The following is an 18,435-nucleotide window of genomic DNA, read 5'->3' as shown; positions in this document are numbered from 1 at the left end:
TCTGTGATTTATTTAATAATTATTTCCGCTATAGAGAGGAATTTACTCCATCCCCGACCCAAAAATACAGTTTCCGTGGAAATGCTTATTTCTTGGGTTTCCCATGAATAACGTTCTATATATACTTGATTCCAGGATCCACGTATCCTTCCAGATCATGAATAAATTTAGATAGTAAAGGTCTTCTTAAGGAATAAAGGATATTAATTGTTTTTGGCATTACTGGCTATTTGCCCTAACTGCTCCGCTATTGAATCCTGGGACAGCCATTTTCCCCTTACCATTACACCATTAATATCTTTTAGCGCCGAAATATCCAATAATGGATTGGAGCCCAATAACACCAAATCTGCATCCAGACCTTCCCTTATACTTCCAAAGGTGTCCTCCATACCAAAGAAAATAGCTGGGTTAATGGTCCCAGATTGCAAAATTTCCAAAGGCGTTAATCCCGCTTCCTTCATTCCTTCAACTTCATGATGAATGGAAAAGCCCGGCACATTGAACAATTGGGGAGCATCCGAGCCCAATAACATACCGTGCCCATTCTCCTGTAATTTTCGTATCAATTCTCTTCTTATGGCTGTAAACTTACTCCATTGTTCTTCGTTAAAACCGGTTTCAGGTTTCGTGGATTCATCCTTTCTTCTCTTCCAATTCTCCAAAGTGGAAACGGGCATATATTTCATTTCCGGTTGCTTCAACAATTCGTCAGAGCTTACCGGGGCAAACCACCGCTCAAACAAACTCTGTGTAGGTACGACCCATACCTGGTTCTTTTTGGACAGCGCCACCAATTCATCAATCTTAGAAGTATCTGCCAATGGGGTAAAGGAGTAACCGAAAAACCCATTAGTAGAAGGATCAACAGCTTCAGATTGCGGTACAAGTCCTTCCAAATATCCATCAACATGGTCTATGGTAGCGTATTTACTTTCCAAGGCATGACGAATCCCAACCATCACCGGTACATGGCCAGCAAAGGGGATATTAAGTTCATTGGCGGTTTCCACCATTTGATCAAAAACCTCCAGCTCTATTCCTGAGTGTATTTTTAAAAAATCGTAACCTTCATCCTTATAGGCAGTAACCATTTGCACGGCCTCCTCTTTGGTGGTTACGGAATTGCCATTAAATGAAGGACTGGAAGTAAAAATACGAGGGCTCAAAACTTCCCCATTTAATGCCTTTTCCCTTAATACCAGATGGGTAGGATGACCCAACATTCCCCTAATCGTGGTAATGCCATTGGAAAGATATAGAAACAATGTCTCCTCTATACGGGTATCGCTTGTAGGAGGCTGGGGAATATGTGCGTGCATTTCTGCAAGTCCCGGGATAAGGTACTTGCCCTTGGCTTCAATAATATTTGGATATTCCCCAACATTCCCTACCGACTCCAAAATTTTTTTTATTTTCCCGGAGTCGATTACTACCTGTCTATTTTTTAGAATATCACCATTACTGACATCAACGATATTGACATCTGTTATCAATACGGCCGTGGGACTAATGCTTATCTTTTTTGGGGAACAGGAAAGAAAAGTTACAATACAAATGAGTAAACTAATTTTTTTCATGTTGGTATAGGTTTTAAGTTAACAAGCAATGCCATTATTGGTGGCAGGGGGAATTAACCAATATGGACAACCTGAATTGTCCTGAATTATTTAATAGTGAAACTCAATTTTGAGAAGTCCGTAAGACGTACTTAAAATTGCAAGTGGAACTAATCCCGCCTTTTTCGGCGGGATCTAGGTTCAATACCTGACCCTAGGGTCGATTCCTATTATTGGGTTCAGGGACTGCCTTTGTCAGCAGACAGGACTGCCTTTGTCCGCAGACAGGCTTGCCCTGAGGTTTAATACCATTTATTTCAACCTAGCTCAAAAAAAAGGTCCTACCTGTTTCTAACGTAAATTAATTTAAACCGTCCCTTTACATTTTCGCGTTGGTCTATTTCAAAGTTCTTAATGGATTTGATCAATGGTGTCAGTTTTTGAAAACCATAGTTACGTGAATCGAAATTGGGCTGCTTCTTTTGAAGAAGGCTACCCACATCGCCCAAGAAGGCCCATCCATCCTCATCGGCCAGATCGGAAATAGTGGAGGCTATAAGCTTAATTTCCTTTTGGGTAATCTTGTCCACGTTGTCCTTCTTATCCCTCTTGCTATCTGATGTTCCGGAGGAACTTTCCTCTGATTGGTTTTTAAGAATTTCAATATAAATAAATTTATCACAAGCTACAATAAATGGGTTGGGGGTCTTCTTTTCCCCTATGCCAATTACATTCATACCGGCCTCCCTTAGCCTTGTTGCCAAACGGGTAAAATCACTATCACTGGAAACAATACAAAAACCACCAACCTTATTGGAATACAAGATATCCATGGCATCGATGATCATTGCGGAATCGGTAGCATTTTTACCAGTGGTATAAGCATACTGCTGAATTGGTGTTATGGCGTTTTCCAATAACAAATTCTTCCATTTGGATAGTTTGGGATTGGTCCAGTCTCCATAAATTCTTTTTATGGTAGGGTTGCCGTATTTGGCAATTTCCTCCATCATCTCCTTTACATAGGCAGAGGGAATGTTGTCACCGTCTATTAATACTGCTAGATTTATGTCCATTTTATAAAATTATTGGATTTAAATTTTTACGGAGCTAACCATTTATTGGTCGCGCCCCTTTTTATTCTCTTTGCAAAGCGATATAATTATCCCTATCCGCTTTTGTCTTGTTTCTTGCCGTTTGGCTTGGTTGAGCCAATAAAGATAGCTTTTTCTGTAACTGGGGGCAAAACCTTGAAAATTGACATAAGCCTTTGGCTCCGCATCGAATGCAACTTGTAAGTCTTCAGGGATAACACCGTTTTCAACATCGTCCAAAGCATTCCAGGAACCATCCAATTTTGCTACCTTAATCTTCTCCAGTCCGCTCGGGTGCATTTCCCCCCTTGTTTTGAGTTCTATAATATACGTTTTGTTCAATTTACTCCAAACACTTTTGGGCTTTCTGGGACAAAAATATTGTTGCCGTTTTCCATCCCCAAGACTTTTAACGGTACTGTCTATCCAACCGAAGCACAGAGCAACCTTTACGGCATCTTCCCAACGCATGCTATCCCTTTCGTGGGCCACTTTATAGAAAATAAGATGTACACCAGTACTACTTTGGTGATTGGTTTCCAACCAAGCCCGCCATTCCACATCCGTCTTAAAATAAAATTGTCTTACTACTTTCAAGAATTAAATTTTCTTATAGTCAACATAAAAGTTATTATCCACATCAACCGATAGTATATCTTTTTTAAAAGATTTTGACTGCCAACCAGAGGTGGGATAAACCCAGTCTTGGGTGCCATTTATACTGATTTTTACCGGCATCTCAAAACCCTTTATAATATTGGTATACCTATATCGCAGTTTTTTGCCCTTCACTTGGTATTCTAGGATAGGAATTTTAACAGTGCGTAAATATTGGTCAAAAAAGCGGGAAAGATCTATGCCGGAACTACTACTGATATAATCCTCTATCTGTTTTGTAGTAACTGTCCGATGATAGAACTCCTTATTGAGACCCCGTAAAATAGTCCGCCATTTTTCATCATCGTCCACCAACTGCCTTATGGTATGAAGTACATTGGCTCCCTTGGAGTACATATCCCCGGAACCCTTTTGATTTACATTATAGGTTCCAATGATGGGCACGTCGTTTTGAATACTGCTACGGGTACCGAGAACGTAATCGGAAGAAGCTTTTTTCCCGAAGTGGTAATCCACATACAAATTTTCGGAATAGGCGGTAAAGCCTTCATGGACCCACATATCGGCAATATCCTTATAGGTAATATTATTGGCAAACCATTCATGGCCCGATTCGTGGATAAGGATAAAATCAAATTTTAATCCCCACCCTGATTTTGAAAGATCCTTGCCCAAATAACCGTTACCATATTTATTCCCATAGGTAACAGAACTTTGATGTTCCATCCCTAGGTAAGGTACTTCCACCAATTTATAACCGTCTTCATAAAAAGGGTAGGGGCCAAACCAATATTCAAAAGCCTCCATCATCATTGGCGCCTGCTTAAACTGTTCTTTTGCCTTTTCCTCATTATCCCGTAACACATAATAGTCCATCGTCAGTGGTCCATTTTCCCCATTGTAGGTTTCTCCAAAATGAACATAATCGCCCAAATTGATATTTACCCCGTAATTGTTGATAGGATTGGACACGTACCAATGATAGGTTTTACTATCCTTTTTTTCTACCACTTTTAGAAGCCTACCATTGGAAACATCCATCAAATCTTTTGGAGTTGTAATATTGATGGCCATGCTATCTACCTCGTCGTACATGTGGTCTTTATTTGGCCACCAGATACTGGCACCCAAACCTTGGCAGGAAGTAGCTACAAAGTGTTTTCCATTGTTATCCTTTTTCCATGAAAAACCTCCGTCCCATGGGGCTCGGACCGCTTCTTTTGGATGGCCGGAGTAATAGACCTTAATTTCATTTATCTCCCCTTTCAATTGTGGCTTCTTAAGCGTTACAAAATGGGCATTCCCATTGGATTCCCACTCCAAATTTTCCCCTTCCTGAGTGATCTTTTCGATAATTAAAGGCGGTTGTAGATCTACCTGAAGCCGCTGCCTTTCCTCCAAAACCGTATAACGAATTATATTGCTACCAGAGATGAATTTTTCATCCGGCTTCACCTCAACGCTCAAATTATAGAAATTTAGGTCCCACCAGGAGCGCTCCGGGGTTATACTGCCTCTTAGGGAATCCTGTTCTGTATAATTTTGTTGTTGTGCATAGGAGGATAGCCCAATGGCCAACATCAATGTAGCGGTGATTTTTTTCATTTTAAAAGAGTTATTAATTTATTCCATGACTTTTCATAAGCCATATTGTTTGGTCCATAAGTTTCTTCGGCACCTCTACTCATAAAGGCATGCCCCACACTTTCATAGATCTCAAAAGTATAAGGTTTACCATATTCCTTCATTGTTTTTTCAGTGTCCGGTATCGTCCCAATTACCCTATTATCGGCGGCACCATAAAAACCGAACACTGGGGACTGAATATTTTTTAAGCTTGTTAAATCCTTTGGGGCCGTACCGTAATAAACTATTGTACTTTCCAGATCTGGGTTTTGTGTTGCATAACCAAAACTCTGGGACCCGCCCCAACCCAATCCAACAACGGAAATTTTCCCATTGAACAAAGGGTTGTTTTTCACAAAATCATATACTAAATCCAAGTCTTTAGTCACCTGCAAGTCGTCCAAGGCATAAATGGCTTCCCTGACTTTTTCGGAATTTTCAAAATCGGTCGTTTTTTCAATACCTTCAACCATATTGGATATCAGATCTGGGGCTATGACCAAAAATCCTTGACCAGCTATCATTACTGAAAAGTCTTTTATAAATTGGTTTAATCCTAAATTATCATGTATTAATATTACTGCTTTGACAGCTTCACCACTTTCGGGGTAAACAACCAAAGCTTTTACTTCGCTTCCGTTATCCCTTTTAAAATCTACCCATTCCGCAGGTCGGGGAATTTCAGCAGCCTGCATTAATTCCTGAGCCTTTAAATTCCCGCTAAAGCCCAACAATAGGACAAGTAATTGCAAAATTAATTTCATAAATTTAGTTATAACCTACCTATGTTACTTTAAAATTGCATTGGGAAAAGCCACCACACTTTCAAAACCATCCTTCCCGATAGCGGACACCCCAAATAAAAAATTGTCCAATACAACGCCTTCCAAAGTATATCCCGAAACATCTCCTACCAACCTGCTATGGTCCCAAGTGGGGGAGGTAGTATCCCTCCAATAGATTTTATATCCGTTTGCACCGGGTACCTTGCTCCACTCCAACTTTGCCGAGGGTTCTACAATACCTCCAATGCCAACCTCTTTGGGAGCAGGAGGTGCCCAGGCCAAAGAAGCCAAATTAATCGCATTCACCGCCGTTAGTTTCTTGGCATATTCAAAGTTCACATGCTCCAATACATCTCCATAGGCAATTCCATTTTCTACCCTGATATCCTGATGCTGTTGGGTATAATTTTCGTGTGCTTCCATTATCCTTATTCCTGCATAACCGGCATCATTGAATGGGCGGTGATGCCCGCCACGTCCAAATCTATCCAATCTATAGATCAGCATAGGGTTCATTTCCGGCATATAGGTTTTTACGTTCTTGTGAACGTAGCGGGCCAACTGCCTTGATATACCATCTACTTCACCCCCATAAAAACGGCGCATATTCCTTTCCCTTTCCGTCTCGGTCGGGGGCACAGGTTCAGAAAAAATCCTAAAATCGGTATTGCTAATAATTCCATCCCCGCCCTTTATATTACCTATCATATCGTTATTGAATATCCCTATAATATCCCAACCCTTGGCTTTGGCCATTCTTACCAGGCCCTGGCCTCCAAAAAGACCTTGTTCCTCTCCTGAAAGTCCCAGATATATAATACTATTTTCAAATTTATAATTGGATAGGACCCTAGCGGCCTCTAAGGTCCCTGCCATCCCACTGGCATTGTCATTGGCACCGGGTGAATCTGAAATATAATTATTGGCATCGCTTACGCGGGAGTCTATATCCCCACTCATAATTATATAGCGGTTTGGGTATTTGCCCCCCCTTTGAACGGCCATAACATTTACCACCCACACATCCCGAGGTATTCTGTTACTTTCTTCCTTTTTTACCAAGTCCCTTTGAAAACTTACCTCAAGACAATTGTTGCAATTGTCGGAAATTCTGTCGAACTCACTTTTGATCCATCGTCTTGCTGCACCAATTCCCCTGGTATTGGAAAGAGTATCGCTCAAGGTATGCCTTGTACCAAAGTTGACCAAGGTAGTGACGTCCTTTTTAATTCTCTCGGCCGAAACCTCGTTTATTATATCATAAATACGCTGATCTGTTTGCCCCATGAGGCAGAAAGAAAATAGAAATATACAACCAATAGTTAATTTGTGCATTCGTCCTGGATTTGGCTTGGTAATTTACGCTTATCCGTAAAAACAGCTTCTTAATTATTTGTTAAGACCTCCCTTAAACATTGCCGATAAACCAATTATTGGACCAATCGTCAAGAAGGTAAAAATAAAGCGCGTATCTACAACATCCAACAAGAAAGTTAGCAATTGTATGCTAATTATACTAATGGAGAAACCAATGCAGTTTACTAGGGTTAGTGCCGTACCCTTTAACTCCATAGGGACTGTGGAAGCTACTAAAGTAGAGAATTGTGGTGAATCTGAAGTTACAAATATTCCCCAAAGACAAAATACGACTAGAAATAGGGGAGTAGGAAAGAGAAAAAATAAGGGGGAGGCAAAACACAGGAGTCCAGATAGCAATAACGAGCCCATGGCTACTTTTCCACTGCCCCATTTAAGTGCCATATGTCCGCCAATGGCACAAGAAATACCGCCCAGTCCAATAATTACAAAGGTCCATAAAGAAATTGGAAGATCTTTATAATGAATGGAATTGTACGTTTTAATAGCATACGGAATAAAGGCCCAAAAGGCATAAAGTTCCCACATATGGCCAAAATAACCGTAGGCAGCTTTTTTAAAGGCAGGTATTCCGAAGAGCCTAATTCCCATTCTTAATTTCAATATCCTGTTAGGCTTTCTGTAAGGGCCGTCAGGTACCAAAAAGAACATGGACAAACCTCCCAAAATAGCTAATAATGAGGTTGTTTTAATTACAACCGTATAATCTTCGCCCAACTCCAAACCTTGTAGCAAATAGGGAAATGAAGTACCTAAGACCAGTGCCCCAACCAAATACCCCAAGGCCTTTCCCAACCCCTGTTCATAGTAATCTGCCGCTATCTTCATCCCCACAGGGTAAATACCGGCTAGAAAAAAACCGGTACCCAATCTGGCAACAAAAAGTGTTGTATTGGAGATGTCCTGGAGCAATAACATCATATTACAGAGGGCCGCCAAAAAGGAGCTGAACAAAAAGACTTTGGAAGGGGAATGGCGATCCGATATCATTAAAATCGCAAACACCAAGGTACCCAAAATAAAGCCTATTTGAACCGAAGACAGCACATAACCAATAATTTGGATTCCCAATCCCGTTTTTAATATCAGATCATCCAAAACAGCATTCCCCGCAAACCACAAAGAGGTGCACGCAAACTGCGAAATAATAATGACGGGCAATATATACCCCCCTAACTTCAATTTAGTACTGTATTTCACAATGGACATGCACTAGCAAATATGATCAAAGAACAGCGGTAATAACCAACCGCTGTTTACAGGAATGCTCCCTGTTCCTAGCGGATAAAATGCTCCAGTAATCCTCGGACATTTTTAATACTGTCTACGTAGTACCTGGCTTGAGTTTTTTGTCGCCCCACTTTTACGGTAATGGCGCTTTCCGGCAATTCCTGAAACATAAATTCATCGGTCCAATCATCGCCTATGGCAAATACGAAATCATATTCCTTTTGGGAGAATACCCGCATGGCCGCCCTACCTTTGTTCACATTGCTGCTCTTTATTTCTATGACCTTATTTCCGTTTAAAATACTCAAATCGTCATTGGCTATTAAACTTGTAAGGACCGTATTGAGTTCAGTGGCGCGTTTCTGCCCAAAGTCTGGATCGGTCTTACGGTAGTGCCAGGCCAAAGAATAGTTTTTTTCCTCGATAAAACTACCTGGGGTCCTATCCACAAAGGATTCCAGTACTGGATTAATTTTTTCCATCCAATCTTTTTTAACATTTTCCAACATTCTGAAGGCTTCCCCTTTTTCGGAAATCCACACTCCATGTTCCACGATCATATTGTACTTCTTGGGCAAAAACCATTTGGTAAAAGTATCCTTATCACGGCCACTGATTAAATAGACATCCGTGTTTTCCAATGCGGACATACGATCTAGTAAATCATATAATGCCTCATCGGGATTCGCCTTTTGTGGATCGCCCTGAAATCCTGCCAAAGTGCCGTCATAATCCAAGAACATTAATCTTTTTTTTGCGTTCCCATAATCCTTTACTATCCCCTTCAAAATGTCATTGGACAACCTGCGCGACTTATAGGAATGGTCTATCAGTTTCTGGTTTTGCAAAGAGGTCATGAAATCATTGGCCCATTTTTCTACGTTATATCTTTCCAATCTTTTTTGCAGAATGGCATTTCTGGCCTGTTGCTCTTCTACCGGCATATTGATAGCCTCATATAATGTATCCGCAATTTCCTCAAAATTATTCGGGTTTATTAAAAGGGCTTCGTTCATCTCATTGGCGGAACCGGCCATTTCACTCAAGATTAGGACCCCAGTTTTATCTGTTCTTGTAGCAATATATTCTTTGGCAACAAGGTTCATCCCGTCCCTTATTGGTGTTAGCCAGGCAATATCACTGGAGGTATAAAGATCAATCAGGTTCTCAAAAGGCATGGAGCGGTAAAAATACCATATAGGAGTCCAACTTACCGTGGAAAATTCACCATTGATCCTCCCTACCAATTCGTCTATTTCCTTTTTCAATAATTGATATTGTGGAACATTGGATCTCGATGGCACCGCTAAGACAATAAGTCGCACCTTTTCTTTGTACTGCGGGTATTTGGTTAAAAAGTATTCAAAGGCATTAAGCCTTTTTGCTATCCCTTTGGAATAATCCAATCTGTCTATAGATAAAAAGAACTTGGCTTCGGGGTCCGATTCTTTGTGCATATCCAGCCTGCGCTGTAATTCGGATCGCTGACCTGTCTTGTTTTCATCATGCTTTTTTGCGGCATCACTAAATTTTTTATAATCAATTCCCATGGGAAAAGAATCTACTTTAATGACCCGATCTTCCAAATAGATATCATTAAAACTAACATCAAGCCCCAATAACCTCCGTACAGAACTTAAAAAATGACGTTCGTAATCATAGGTGTGAAAACCGATCAGATCAGATCCCAAAAGCCCCATTAAAACTTCCTTACGCCAGGGCAAGGTTCTAAATATCTCATAGGAAGGAAAGGGAATATGCAAAAAGAAACCAATGGAAATATTAGGGCGCTTTTCCCTAACCATTTGAGGCACCAGCATTAACTGATAGTCGTGTACCCAAATAGTATCGTTGTCCCCCGCTTCTTTCAAAATAGCATCCGCAAATTTTTGATTAACGGATTTATAAGTATCCCAACTTTCAAGCTCAAACTCTGAATATTCCAAAAAATAATGAAAGAGCGGCCATATGGTACGGTTGCTGAATCCATAATAAAAACCATCCACTTCCTCGGAAGTTAGATTTACCTTGGATGATCCGTGCTTGGCCAATGCCTTGTCTATTTCCGGGGCAAGTCCGTCCGGAATCTCCTCATCCGTTAATCCGCTCCATCCGATCCATAAGCTATCACCTCCCGAATGAACAGATTTCATACCAGTAGCCAAACCGCCTACACTTGGTATTGCAGTGATGTTTCCATTGTCGATTTGTAATTGTACGGGCAGTCTATTTGAGATTATGATAGTTTTGGCCATAATTTGACATTTTTAAGTGTTATTCGTATTTAATTTCCCTAAATTTCGGTAAAATGATGTGTAAAACCTACTAATTAAGGTTATTTAAAGAACAAAATGGAATATGGATAATTTAGACTATGGAATTATAGGAAATTGTAGAAGTGCTGCTTTGATTTCTAAGAAAGGCTCATTGGATTGGTGTTGTTTGCCAGAATTTGATTCCTCCTCCATATTTGCAAAAATTCTTGACGATAAAATAGGCGGTAGTTTTGAAATCTTAGTGGATGACAACTATACCATTCATCAAAAGTACATTCCTTTGACGGCTATTTTGGTCACAACCTTTTCCGATGGTAAGAATAGTTTTGAAGTTCAGGATTTTATGCCTCGATATTACAAGCAAAATGGGGATTACAATGCACCACCGGAAATTATACGATATATAAAGCTTATTTCGGGCAGGCCGGTGTTCAGGGTATTGTACAATCCTAAATTGGAATATGCCATGGGGAAAACCAATACCTATGTGAAAAAAAACTTCATTGCCAGTTTGACCCATGAGGTGAAGTTCGACACTTTTTTTCTTTACACTTCCTTTGATAAGGAAAGTGTTATGTACCAACGGGATATTGTGCTGCAAGGCGATGGCTATTTTCTGTTGGGATACAATGAAAAGATATTGGAACCAAGCCTGGACAGGGTATATTTAGAATTGGAGCGCACCAAAGTCTATTGGTTAAATTGGTCCAGCAAGACCCCTACTTATAAGAAGTACGACGCTGAGATAAAAAGAAGTGCCCTAACTTTAAAGATGTTGAGCTATGACAAGTCGGGGGCCGTACTGGCCGCCGCTACCACCTCACTTCCGGAAACCATAGGTGAGGTTAGAAATTGGGACTATCGCTTTTGTTGGATCAGGGATGCCTCTATGGTAATAAAGGTTGTAGGCCAATTGGGTCATAAGAATATAGCAAAACGGTATTTGCAATTTATCATTGACCTCATTCCAGACAAGGATGAGAAGTTGCAAATTATGTATGGCATCAACAAGGAAAAAATATTAACGGAAGAAACCTTGGACCATTTAAAAGGTTACATGGGCTCCAAACCGGTAAGAATAGGAAATGCGGCCTACAAGCAGCGACAGAATGATATATACGGTATCCTAATGGATGTTATATATACGCAATTGGAAAAATTTAATACGGAAATAGAGAATGGGGAAGAGCTTTGGGGAATTACAAAGGGAATCGTATGGATCGTAAATAAGCATTGGCAGGAAGCCGATAAAGGGATATGGGAATTTCGTACCGAGGATAGGCATTTTACGTTTTCAAAAGTGCTCTGTTGGACGGCTATTGACAGGGCCATTAAAGTGGCCGAACTATTTGGGAAGCAGAGAAAGTTGGATAAATGGCGAACTTTGGAAAAGGAAATTCGAGAGGATATTCATAGCCACGCTTGGAATGAAGAAAAACAGGCATTTACCCAATCTTATGGTTCACCGCATTTGGATGCCTCTGTCTTACTGATGGAATCCTACGGATTTATAGACCCCAAAGACCCAAAATATGTGAGTACGGTACTGGCCATTGAAAAAGAGCTGTGCAATGATGGACTACTGTATCGATATAAAAATGAAGATGATTTTGGACTGCCCTCCTCATCCTTCACCATTTGTACCTTTTGGTTTATAAATAGTCTATTTAAAATAGGTCACGAACAAAAGGCCATGAAACACTTTGATCAATTACTGAGCTACAGCAACCATTTAGGTCTGTTCAGTGAGGATATAGATTTTAAGACTAAAAGGTTATTGGGCAACTTTCCGCAGGCCTATTCGCATTTGGCACTAATTGAATGTGCTATGAACTTTTCCAAAAAACACAGTGAAATGGAAATATTGGAGTCGCTTACTGATCACGATAATTAATACAAGGGTCCAATACCTGCAAAAGGCAAACCCGGCACCTGGTCAGAAAAAGAAGACTACCCCTTAAAAATTTTCAAACACCCCCAAGCCAAATAAAGCGAAATCATACTTTACAGGGTCATGGGGGTCCATTTTTCTGAGGTTCGCATCTAATTCTGCCAAGGCCCTACCGTCGTTCTGTTTGCGCTGGATGAGACCCAGTTTACGGGCAACATTACCGGTATGAACATCCAAAGGGCATGAGAGTTGGGAAGGTTTAATTTTATTCCATATACCAAAATCCACTCCACTGCTATTATTTCGTACCATCCACCTTAAGAACATGTTGATTCGTTTAGCGGCAGATCCCTTTTGGGGATCGGACACATGTTTTGTGGTTCTGGGCAAGTGGTCCAGTTCAAAGAAAGTGGTCTTGAACCGAGAGATCGACATTTGCAGTGTGGTTACATCCCCTTTTAAGGCGAATGTATTTTCCAATCCCCCACGATTTGTATAAATATTGTTTAAACTACGGATGAAATATGCAAGATCCTCCCCATTAAAGGTCCGATGAACAAACCCTTTAAATTTGTCCAAATCCGCCACTTGGTGGTTCATAATAAAGTCGAAAGGGGAATTATCCATCAATTCCATCATTCGTTCCGAATTGTTAATGATGCTTTTTCTATTGCCCCAGGCAATGGTGGCGGTTAAAAACCCACTGATCTCAATATCCTCCTTTTTTGTAAATCTATGCGGAATCCGGAGGGGGTCTGTGGATAAAAAATCCGGGCGATTGTATTGTTCTACCTTGGTATCCAAAAATTCTTTTAGTTCTTCCTGCGTCATTCCAAAGGGAGATTTAAAAATTTATAAAGAAGCATGGGCGTAATTAGCACACCATTATACATGGCATGCAGACAGATAGACCACTGTAGCCCCATTTTAACTCGAACATAGCCCAAAAATACACCTAAGATCAATTGAGGTGCCACTAATAATGGTGCAATATAATATACTTGCCGAGACATTTCAAAATTGGTCAAATGCACGGCCGCAAATAATAAAACCGATGCATATATCCCAAATTTGAAATACTTCGTATTCCTGAACCAAATCAACGGACCCCTAAAAAGCGTTTCCTCAACAATAGGGGCAAGAATTACAGCCATAAAAAACAACGAAATAACGGAATATTTGGCTAGAAATGTTTCAATGGCATGCTCGCCAAGATCAATTTTCAATAGCCCCATCAACCATTGATTAAACATGCCTATAGTGACACCCATTACAATACCCCATTGCAGAAGGGCCAAAACAATTTTTAACTTCAACGAATTGGAGGTATGGTCCAAGCGAATATATGCAGGCGCTTTTATAAAATTCCAGACCCTGACCAATATTTTCATAGGGTAATGGCACCGTCTACCATGGTCAGCTTTCTGTCGGCCATATTGGCAAGTTCTTCATTATGGGTTACAATGACAAAAGTTTGCCCAAAGGCATCCCTCAGATCGAAGAACAATTTATGAAGATTATCGGCACTTTCAGAATCCAAATTGCCACTGGGTTCATCCGCAAAAATAACCGAAGGGCTATTCACCAAGGCCCTTGCCACCGCTACCCGCTGTTGTTCCCCCCCAGAAAGTTCATTGGGCTTGTGCTGCAACCTGTGGGAAAGTCCCAAGAACTCCAAAAGTTCTGCAGCCCGTGTTTCCGCTTTTTCCTTTTTTGTTCCTTTAATAAAAGCGGGGATACAAACATTTTCCAAGGCTGTAAATTCCGGTAACAACTGATGAAATTGAAAAATAAAACCAATATGGCTATTTCGGAATTTGGCCATAGCCTTATCCGATAATTTAGTTACGTCCTCATCATTGATCAAAAGGGTACTGTCTTTCTTATTGCTTAGGGTATCCAAAGTGCCCAGTATTTGTAAAAGAGTGGTCTTTCCGGCTCCAGAGGGACCTACAATAGACACCACTTCTCCCTTTTTTATGTGCAAATCCACCCCCTTGAGCACCTGTAGGTTACCGTAAAATTTATTAATATTTGTGGCCTTTATCATGTTTCTAAATTATGGGTTGAAAGTAAACATTAAGAAGAAGAATACAAAATACTTATTCTCTAGTTGGCCTTTTATTATACACATTTATAACAGCTGATTATAGCAGAAACAATGCGAATAAATTCTAATTGGATATTCTTTTTATAATAATAAGGTAATGATTATATTGTGGGAGCTACAAAATGATAAATTATAGGACAAGCCTTTTATGAGACAATATAGAAATTTGGAAGAATACAATCTGGAAATTACCGATGAGGTCAGATCCAGATACTCGTCTATTATCAATGAAATAGGGGAGGACCTGAACAGGGACGGACTCATAAAAACTCCGGAGAGAGCCGCAAAGGCCATGCTTTTTTTAACCCAAGGCTATAAGCAGGATGCTGTAGAAATCCTGAAAGGTGCCATGTTTAAGGAATCTTACGATGAAATGGTCATCATTAAGGATATTGAAGTGTATTCTTTGTGCGAGCACCATATGCTGCCCTTTTTTGGCAAGGCCCATATAGCATATATTCCCAACGGCCATATAGTTGGCCTTAGCAAAATACCGAGGGTAGTAGATGTTTTTGCAAGAAGATTACAAGTACAGGAACGATTGACCAATGATATCCTGGAATGCCTTAACAATACTTTAAAGCCACAAGGTGTTGCCGTGGTCATAGAAGCCTCGCATATGTGTATGATGATGCGGGGAGTACAAAAACAAAATTCGGTAACCACCACCTCGGGTTTTAGGGGACAATTTGAGAAAATAGAAACAAGGAACGAATTCTTAAAATTAATAAGTTCAAAATTATCTTAAATCGCTTGTTCAATACTTTGGCACTTTATTTGCTTTAAAGCAGCTGTAAATCAATATGTAAAAATAACTACATTGAAAGACCATAAATTAAGAAATCTATTATTGGGATTGCTTTTTGACGGAATAGGAATGCTTTCCTTCGTTATTCCCGGTATCGGCGAATTTTCAGATGTTATCTGGGCTCCCTTGGCCGGCTGGCTAATGACCAGATTATACAAGGGCAAGATTGGACGGACTGCCGGGGCAATAACCTTTATTGAAGAAATGTTACCTGGTTTGGACATTGTTCCCACCTTTACCATCATGTGGCTTTATACTTATGTTTTTAAGTCCTTTAGAAAAGAAAAAATTATTTCGGCCAAGTAAATTGGCATTCATTTTTTTTAGAACCAAACAAATCCATATAAAATTATTAAGTAACCAATGTTACCCCAATTTTCCGATAACTTTCTTAGATTTATCTGGTATTTTAATATCAAGTAAATGAAAAGAAGAAATTTTGTCAAAAAAACCAGCTTAGGTTCTTTGGCAGGAATCCTGGGATTGGATATTGTTTATGGTGCTAAAATTCCTGAAAATTATACACTTTTGGGGCTTCAGGATCCTGATCCATTTCAAATGTTCAACAAAGATAAGGAAATGGTGGTCCTGAACAGCAAACCATGGAACATGGAAGCAGTGGCCCATTTATTGGACGACAGGGTAACACCAAACAAATATATGTTTATCCGAAACAATGGACTGGTTCCCGAAAACATCAATGTACAGGAGTGGACCATAACATTTGATGGTGAATCCGTAATGGAGGCGAAAACTTTCACCTTGGAAGAGCTAAAAACAAAATTTCCCCACCATACCTATCAACTTACCGTAGAATGTGGCGGCAATGGTAGGAGCGAATTCGATCCACCCGCCAAGGGAAACCAATGGACCATTGGGGCCGTAGGTTGTGCCAACTGGACAGGGGTTCGCCTAAAAGATGTCCTTAAAGAGGTTGGAATCAAGGACAATGCCGTGTACATTGGCTATCATGCTGCAGACCAACACTTAAGTAGGGACCCAAGCAAAGAGCCTATTTCCAGAGGGGTTCCTATTGCCAAGGCTATGATGGACGAAACCTTGTTGGCCTTTAAAATGAACGGAGAGGATATTCCTTTGGTACACGGGTATCCCTTGCGTTTGGTATGTGGTGGATGGCCGGCATCTACTTCCGGAAAATGGGTAAATAGGATCAGTGTGCGCAACATAGTCCATGATGGGGAAAAAATGACAGGAACCTCTTATAAGGTGCCCTGTAACCCTGTTGCTCCTGGAGAAAAGGTCAAGGATGAGGATATGTGCATTATAGAATCCATGCCAGTGAAATCCTTGATTACCTATCCTAAATCGGGAGCCATGATTCCTATGGGAAAGAAACTTAATATTAGAGGCCATGCCTGGGCAGGGGAATTGGAAGTTTCCAAAGTATCCTATTCTATCGACTTCGGCGCTACCTGGTCCGAATGCTCCTTGGAAAAACCAGCAAACCGATTGGCTTGGCAACATTTTAAGGCGAGTATAAGTTTTCCTAAATCCGGTTATTACGAGGTATGGGCGCGGGCTACGGATTCAAGGGGGGTAAGTCAGCCCATGTTATTGCCCGGATGGAACCCCAAAGGATACCTTAACAATGCATGCCATAGGATTGCGGTAAAAGTAAGTTAAATGAACAAACAGGATAATTTTAGAAAGCAGGTAAAGTCCATTTATAGCGTTTTAGTGGTTTCTTTCGTCATGGTTGTACTCATAGGGATATTGGGGATTACCTATATGTTGGACCCATCTGCCTTTTCTTTTAAAGGCGATACACCCAATTCTGAAGTAATTGGAACAAGCACCGAGGATGAAGATTGGGATAAGATTGAAAACGGTATCCACCTGAGGACAGGATTAAAAGAAGGAGAGGGTTTAATGACAGTGGTAAATAATTGTACCAATTGTCATTCCGCCCAATTGGTCATACAGAATAGAATGAACGAAGAGCGATGGACGGAGACCATTCGCTGGATGCAAAAAACCCAAAATTTATGGGATTTAGGGGCCAATGAAAAGGTCATTATTAATTATTTGGTCACCAACTACCCTCCCAAGAGCAAGGGTAGGAGAGAGGCATTGACCGATGTGCAATGGTACCCATTAAATGAGTAACGGAATAAGTTATTGCGATAAGTATAAAGGTCTTGGAAAAATATTTTGAAGCATTCATCAACACCATTATAGGAACAGCGAATTGGACCTGGAAATCCATAATATTCGACGTTCCTTGGTATACCAATTATTTTTGGGGGCTTATAATTATTTCCCTTGTGGTTTGGTTGCTGGAAATTTTGTTTCCATGGCGTAAGGATCAATCCATTTTCCGCAAGGATTTTTGGTTGGACGGTTTTTATATGTTTTTTAATTTTTTCCTTTTCGCCATTGCCATAAGTGGATTTTACAAGATATTGGGTCTTCTTTTTAGCGATTTGGGCATACAACAAAGTAGCCTTGCCCTTTTGGATATGTCCCATTTTCCCAATTGGCTTCAATTATTGATCTTTTTTATAATATTGGATTTTGTCCAGTGGTTTACCCATATTTTGCTCCATAAGTATCCATTTTTATGGAAATTCCATCAAATACACCACAGTGTAAAGGAGATGGGATTTGCGGCACACCTACGTTATCATTGGATGGAAAATGTGTTCTACAAACCCTTAAAGACCTTTGGGGTCATGATCTTGGGCGGCTTTGAACCCGAACATGCCTATATAGTCCATTTTTTTGCGATAGCCATTGGCCATTTCAATCATGCCAACATAAAAATTACCTGGGGTTGGCTAAAATATATTTTAAACAATCCGGTAATGCACCTATACCATCACGCGCACGATTTACCAGATGGGAAATACGGTGTTAATTTTGGAATCAGCCTTAGTCTATGGGATTATATTTTTAAAACCAACTATATCCCCGAAGACAGTGGTAACATTGAATTGGGCTTTGAAGGGGATGAAAAAATTCCAAATTCTTTTTGGAAACAAATAACCTACGGTTTAAAAAGAATCAAGCCGTAGGTATTTCTTATTATTGGAATGGGTGT

At 40.3% G+C, this 18,435-nt stretch carries 17 protein-coding genes; 6 read left to right on the top strand and 11 right to left on the bottom strand.

Annotation, left to right across the window (positions count from 1 at the left end; genetic code table 11):
• Positions 1 to 203: 203 nt before the first annotated feature.
• The 8 genes from C7972_RS06170 to C7972_RS06135 all read right to left on the bottom strand — a co-directional run bounded on the left by C7972_RS06170 (position 204) and on the right by C7972_RS06135 (position 10,544).
• On the bottom strand, positions 204 to 1,580 hold the full coding sequence (locus tag C7972_RS06170; protein WP_110355346.1) for an amidohydrolase family protein: 1,377 nt from the start codon (positions 1,578 to 1,580) through the stop codon (positions 204 to 206).
• A gap of 320 nt (positions 1,581 to 1,900) precedes the next feature.
• Entirely contained in the window at positions 1,901 to 2,635 is a 735-nt protein-coding gene (locus C7972_RS06165) for an NYN domain-containing protein (protein ID WP_110355345.1), read from the bottom strand.
• A 42-nt stretch (positions 2,636 to 2,677) separates the two neighbouring features.
• A complete protein-coding gene (locus tag C7972_RS06160) occupies positions 2,678 to 3,250 on the bottom strand; it encodes a YdeI family protein (protein WP_110355344.1) in 573 nt (190 codons plus the stop codon).
• Positions 3,251 to 3,253: 3 nt separating this feature from the next.
• On the bottom strand, positions 3,254 to 4,876 hold the full coding sequence (locus tag C7972_RS06155; protein ID WP_110355343.1) for a M1 family metallopeptidase: 1,623 nt from the start codon (positions 4,874 to 4,876) through the stop codon (positions 3,254 to 3,256).
• Positions 4,873 to 5,661: a dienelactone hydrolase family protein gene (locus C7972_RS06150; protein ID WP_110355342.1), complete on the bottom strand. Its 789-nt coding sequence runs from the start codon at positions 5,659 to 5,661 to the stop codon at positions 4,873 to 4,875. Before C7972_RS06150 ends, C7972_RS06155 begins: the two co-directional genes overlap by 4 nt.
• Before the next feature lie 24 nt (positions 5,662 to 5,685).
• The gene (locus C7972_RS06145; protein WP_110355341.1) at positions 5,686 to 7,017 is read right to left on the bottom strand and encodes a M28 family peptidase; all 1,332 of its coding nucleotides are present in this window, start codon (positions 7,015 to 7,017) and stop codon (positions 5,686 to 5,688) included.
• A 54-nt stretch (positions 7,018 to 7,071) separates the two neighbouring features.
• Positions 7,072 to 8,268 (bottom strand): MFS transporter, encoded by a 1,197-nt coding sequence (locus C7972_RS06140; RefSeq protein WP_110355340.1) that lies wholly within the window; start codon positions 8,266 to 8,268, stop codon positions 7,072 to 7,074.
• Positions 8,269 to 8,336: 68 nt separating this feature from the next.
• On the bottom strand, positions 8,337 to 10,544 hold the full coding sequence (locus tag C7972_RS06135) for a bifunctional alpha,alpha-trehalose-phosphate synthase (UDP-forming)/trehalose-phosphatase (protein WP_110355339.1): 2,208 nt from the start codon (positions 10,542 to 10,544) through the stop codon (positions 8,337 to 8,339).
• 103 nt (positions 10,545 to 10,647) lie between these two features.
• Between C7972_RS06135 and C7972_RS06130 the strand changes: the two genes are divergently transcribed.
• Positions 10,648 to 12,459 carry a glycoside hydrolase family 15 protein gene (locus tag C7972_RS06130; RefSeq protein ID WP_110355338.1) on the top strand — a complete coding sequence of 604 codons (1,812 nt, stop codon included), beginning with the start codon at positions 10,648 to 10,650 and terminating at the stop codon, positions 12,457 to 12,459.
• A gap of 63 nt (positions 12,460 to 12,522) precedes the next feature.
• On the opposite strand, the gene C7972_RS06125 is transcribed toward C7972_RS06130, so the two are convergent.
• Genes C7972_RS06125 through C7972_RS06115 form a run of 3 tightly spaced genes read right to left on the bottom strand, consistent with a single transcriptional unit; the run spans position 12,523 to position 14,506 of the window.
• Positions 12,523 to 13,287, bottom strand: coding sequence for a TIGR02757 family protein (locus tag C7972_RS06125; protein ID WP_110355337.1), 765 nt, complete (start codon positions 13,285 to 13,287; stop codon positions 12,523 to 12,525).
• On the bottom strand, positions 13,284 to 13,847 hold the full coding sequence (locus C7972_RS06120) for a CPBP family intramembrane glutamic endopeptidase (RefSeq protein WP_110355336.1): 564 nt from the start codon (positions 13,845 to 13,847) through the stop codon (positions 13,284 to 13,286). Before C7972_RS06120 ends, C7972_RS06125 begins: the two co-directional genes overlap by 4 nt.
• Positions 13,844 to 14,506, bottom strand: a complete 663-nt coding sequence (locus C7972_RS06115) for an ABC transporter ATP-binding protein (RefSeq protein WP_110355335.1) — start codon at positions 14,504 to 14,506, stop codon at positions 13,844 to 13,846. Before C7972_RS06115 ends, C7972_RS06120 begins: the two co-directional genes overlap by 4 nt.
• Positions 14,507 to 14,714: 208 nt before the next feature.
• Between C7972_RS06115 and folE the strand changes: the two genes are divergently transcribed.
• From folE to C7972_RS06090, 5 genes are all read left to right on the top strand, one after another.
• Entirely contained in the window at positions 14,715 to 15,314 is a 600-nt protein-coding gene (folE, locus tag C7972_RS06110) for a GTP cyclohydrolase I FolE (protein WP_110355334.1), read from the top strand.
• A gap of 63 nt (positions 15,315 to 15,377) precedes the next feature.
• Positions 15,378 to 15,680, top strand: a complete 303-nt coding sequence (locus tag C7972_RS06105) for a hypothetical protein (RefSeq protein WP_110355333.1) — start codon at positions 15,378 to 15,380, stop codon at positions 15,678 to 15,680.
• Positions 15,681 to 15,797: 117 nt separating this feature from the next.
• Positions 15,798 to 17,018 carry a sulfite oxidase gene (locus C7972_RS06100; RefSeq protein ID WP_110355332.1) on the top strand — a complete coding sequence of 407 codons (1,221 nt, stop codon included), beginning with the start codon at positions 15,798 to 15,800 and terminating at the stop codon, positions 17,016 to 17,018.
• The gene (locus C7972_RS06095) at positions 17,019 to 17,501 is read left to right on the top strand and encodes a monoheme cytochrome C (RefSeq protein WP_110355331.1); all 483 of its coding nucleotides are present in this window, start codon (positions 17,019 to 17,021) and stop codon (positions 17,499 to 17,501) included.
• A 32-nt stretch (positions 17,502 to 17,533) separates the two neighbouring features.
• Positions 17,534 to 18,409: a sterol desaturase family protein gene (locus tag C7972_RS06090; protein WP_110355330.1), complete on the top strand. Its 876-nt coding sequence runs from the start codon at positions 17,534 to 17,536 to the stop codon at positions 18,407 to 18,409.
• Positions 18,410 to 18,435: the final 26 nt, after the last annotated feature.

The organism is Arenibacter sp. ARW7G5Y1 (assembly GCF_003201775.1).
Classification (GTDB): Bacteria; Bacteroidota; Bacteroidia; order Flavobacteriales; family Flavobacteriaceae; genus Arenibacter.
This window is presented reverse-complemented; position numbering and strand designations above follow the sequence as displayed.

Excerpts from the sequence above, each read along its gene's own strand:
- folE (WP_110355334.1), top strand. The coding sequence starts at position 14,715 with ATGAGACAATATAGAAATTTGGAAGAATACAATCTGGAAATTACCGAT.
- C7972_RS06165 (WP_110355345.1), bottom strand. The coding sequence starts at position 2,635 with ATGGACATAAATCTAGCAGTATTAATAGACGGTGACAACATTCCCTCT.
- C7972_RS06170 (WP_110355346.1), bottom strand. The coding sequence starts at position 1,580 with ATGAAAAAAATTAGTTTACTCATTTGTATTGTAACTTTTCTTTCCTGT.
- C7972_RS06115 (WP_110355335.1), bottom strand. The coding sequence starts at position 14,506 with ATGATAAAGGCCACAAATATTAATAAATTTTACGGTAACCTACAGGTG.
- C7972_RS06120 (WP_110355336.1), bottom strand. The coding sequence starts at position 13,847 with ATGAAAATATTGGTCAGGGTCTGGAATTTTATAAAAGCGCCTGCATAT.
- C7972_RS06145 (WP_110355341.1), bottom strand. The coding sequence starts at position 7,017 with ATGCACAAATTAACTATTGGTTGTATATTTCTATTTTCTTTCTGCCTC.
- C7972_RS06100 (WP_110355332.1), top strand. The coding sequence starts at position 15,798 with ATGAAAAGAAGAAATTTTGTCAAAAAAACCAGCTTAGGTTCTTTGGCA.
- C7972_RS06140 (WP_110355340.1), bottom strand. The coding sequence starts at position 8,268 with ATGTCCATTGTGAAATACAGTACTAAATTGAAGTTAGGGGGGTATATA.
- C7972_RS06130 (WP_110355338.1), top strand. The coding sequence starts at position 10,648 with ATGGATAATTTAGACTATGGAATTATAGGAAATTGTAGAAGTGCTGCT.
- C7972_RS06135 (WP_110355339.1), bottom strand. The coding sequence starts at position 10,544 with ATGGCCAAAACTATCATAATCTCAAATAGACTGCCCGTACAATTACAA.
- C7972_RS06125 (WP_110355337.1), bottom strand. The coding sequence starts at position 13,287 with ATGACGCAGGAAGAACTAAAAGAATTTTTGGATACCAAGGTAGAACAA.
- C7972_RS06155 (WP_110355343.1), bottom strand. The coding sequence starts at position 4,876 with ATGAAAAAAATCACCGCTACATTGATGTTGGCCATTGGGCTATCCTCC.
- C7972_RS06150 (WP_110355342.1), bottom strand. The coding sequence starts at position 5,661 with ATGAAATTAATTTTGCAATTACTTGTCCTATTGTTGGGCTTTAGCGGG.
- C7972_RS06095 (WP_110355331.1), top strand. The coding sequence starts at position 17,019 with ATGAACAAACAGGATAATTTTAGAAAGCAGGTAAAGTCCATTTATAGC.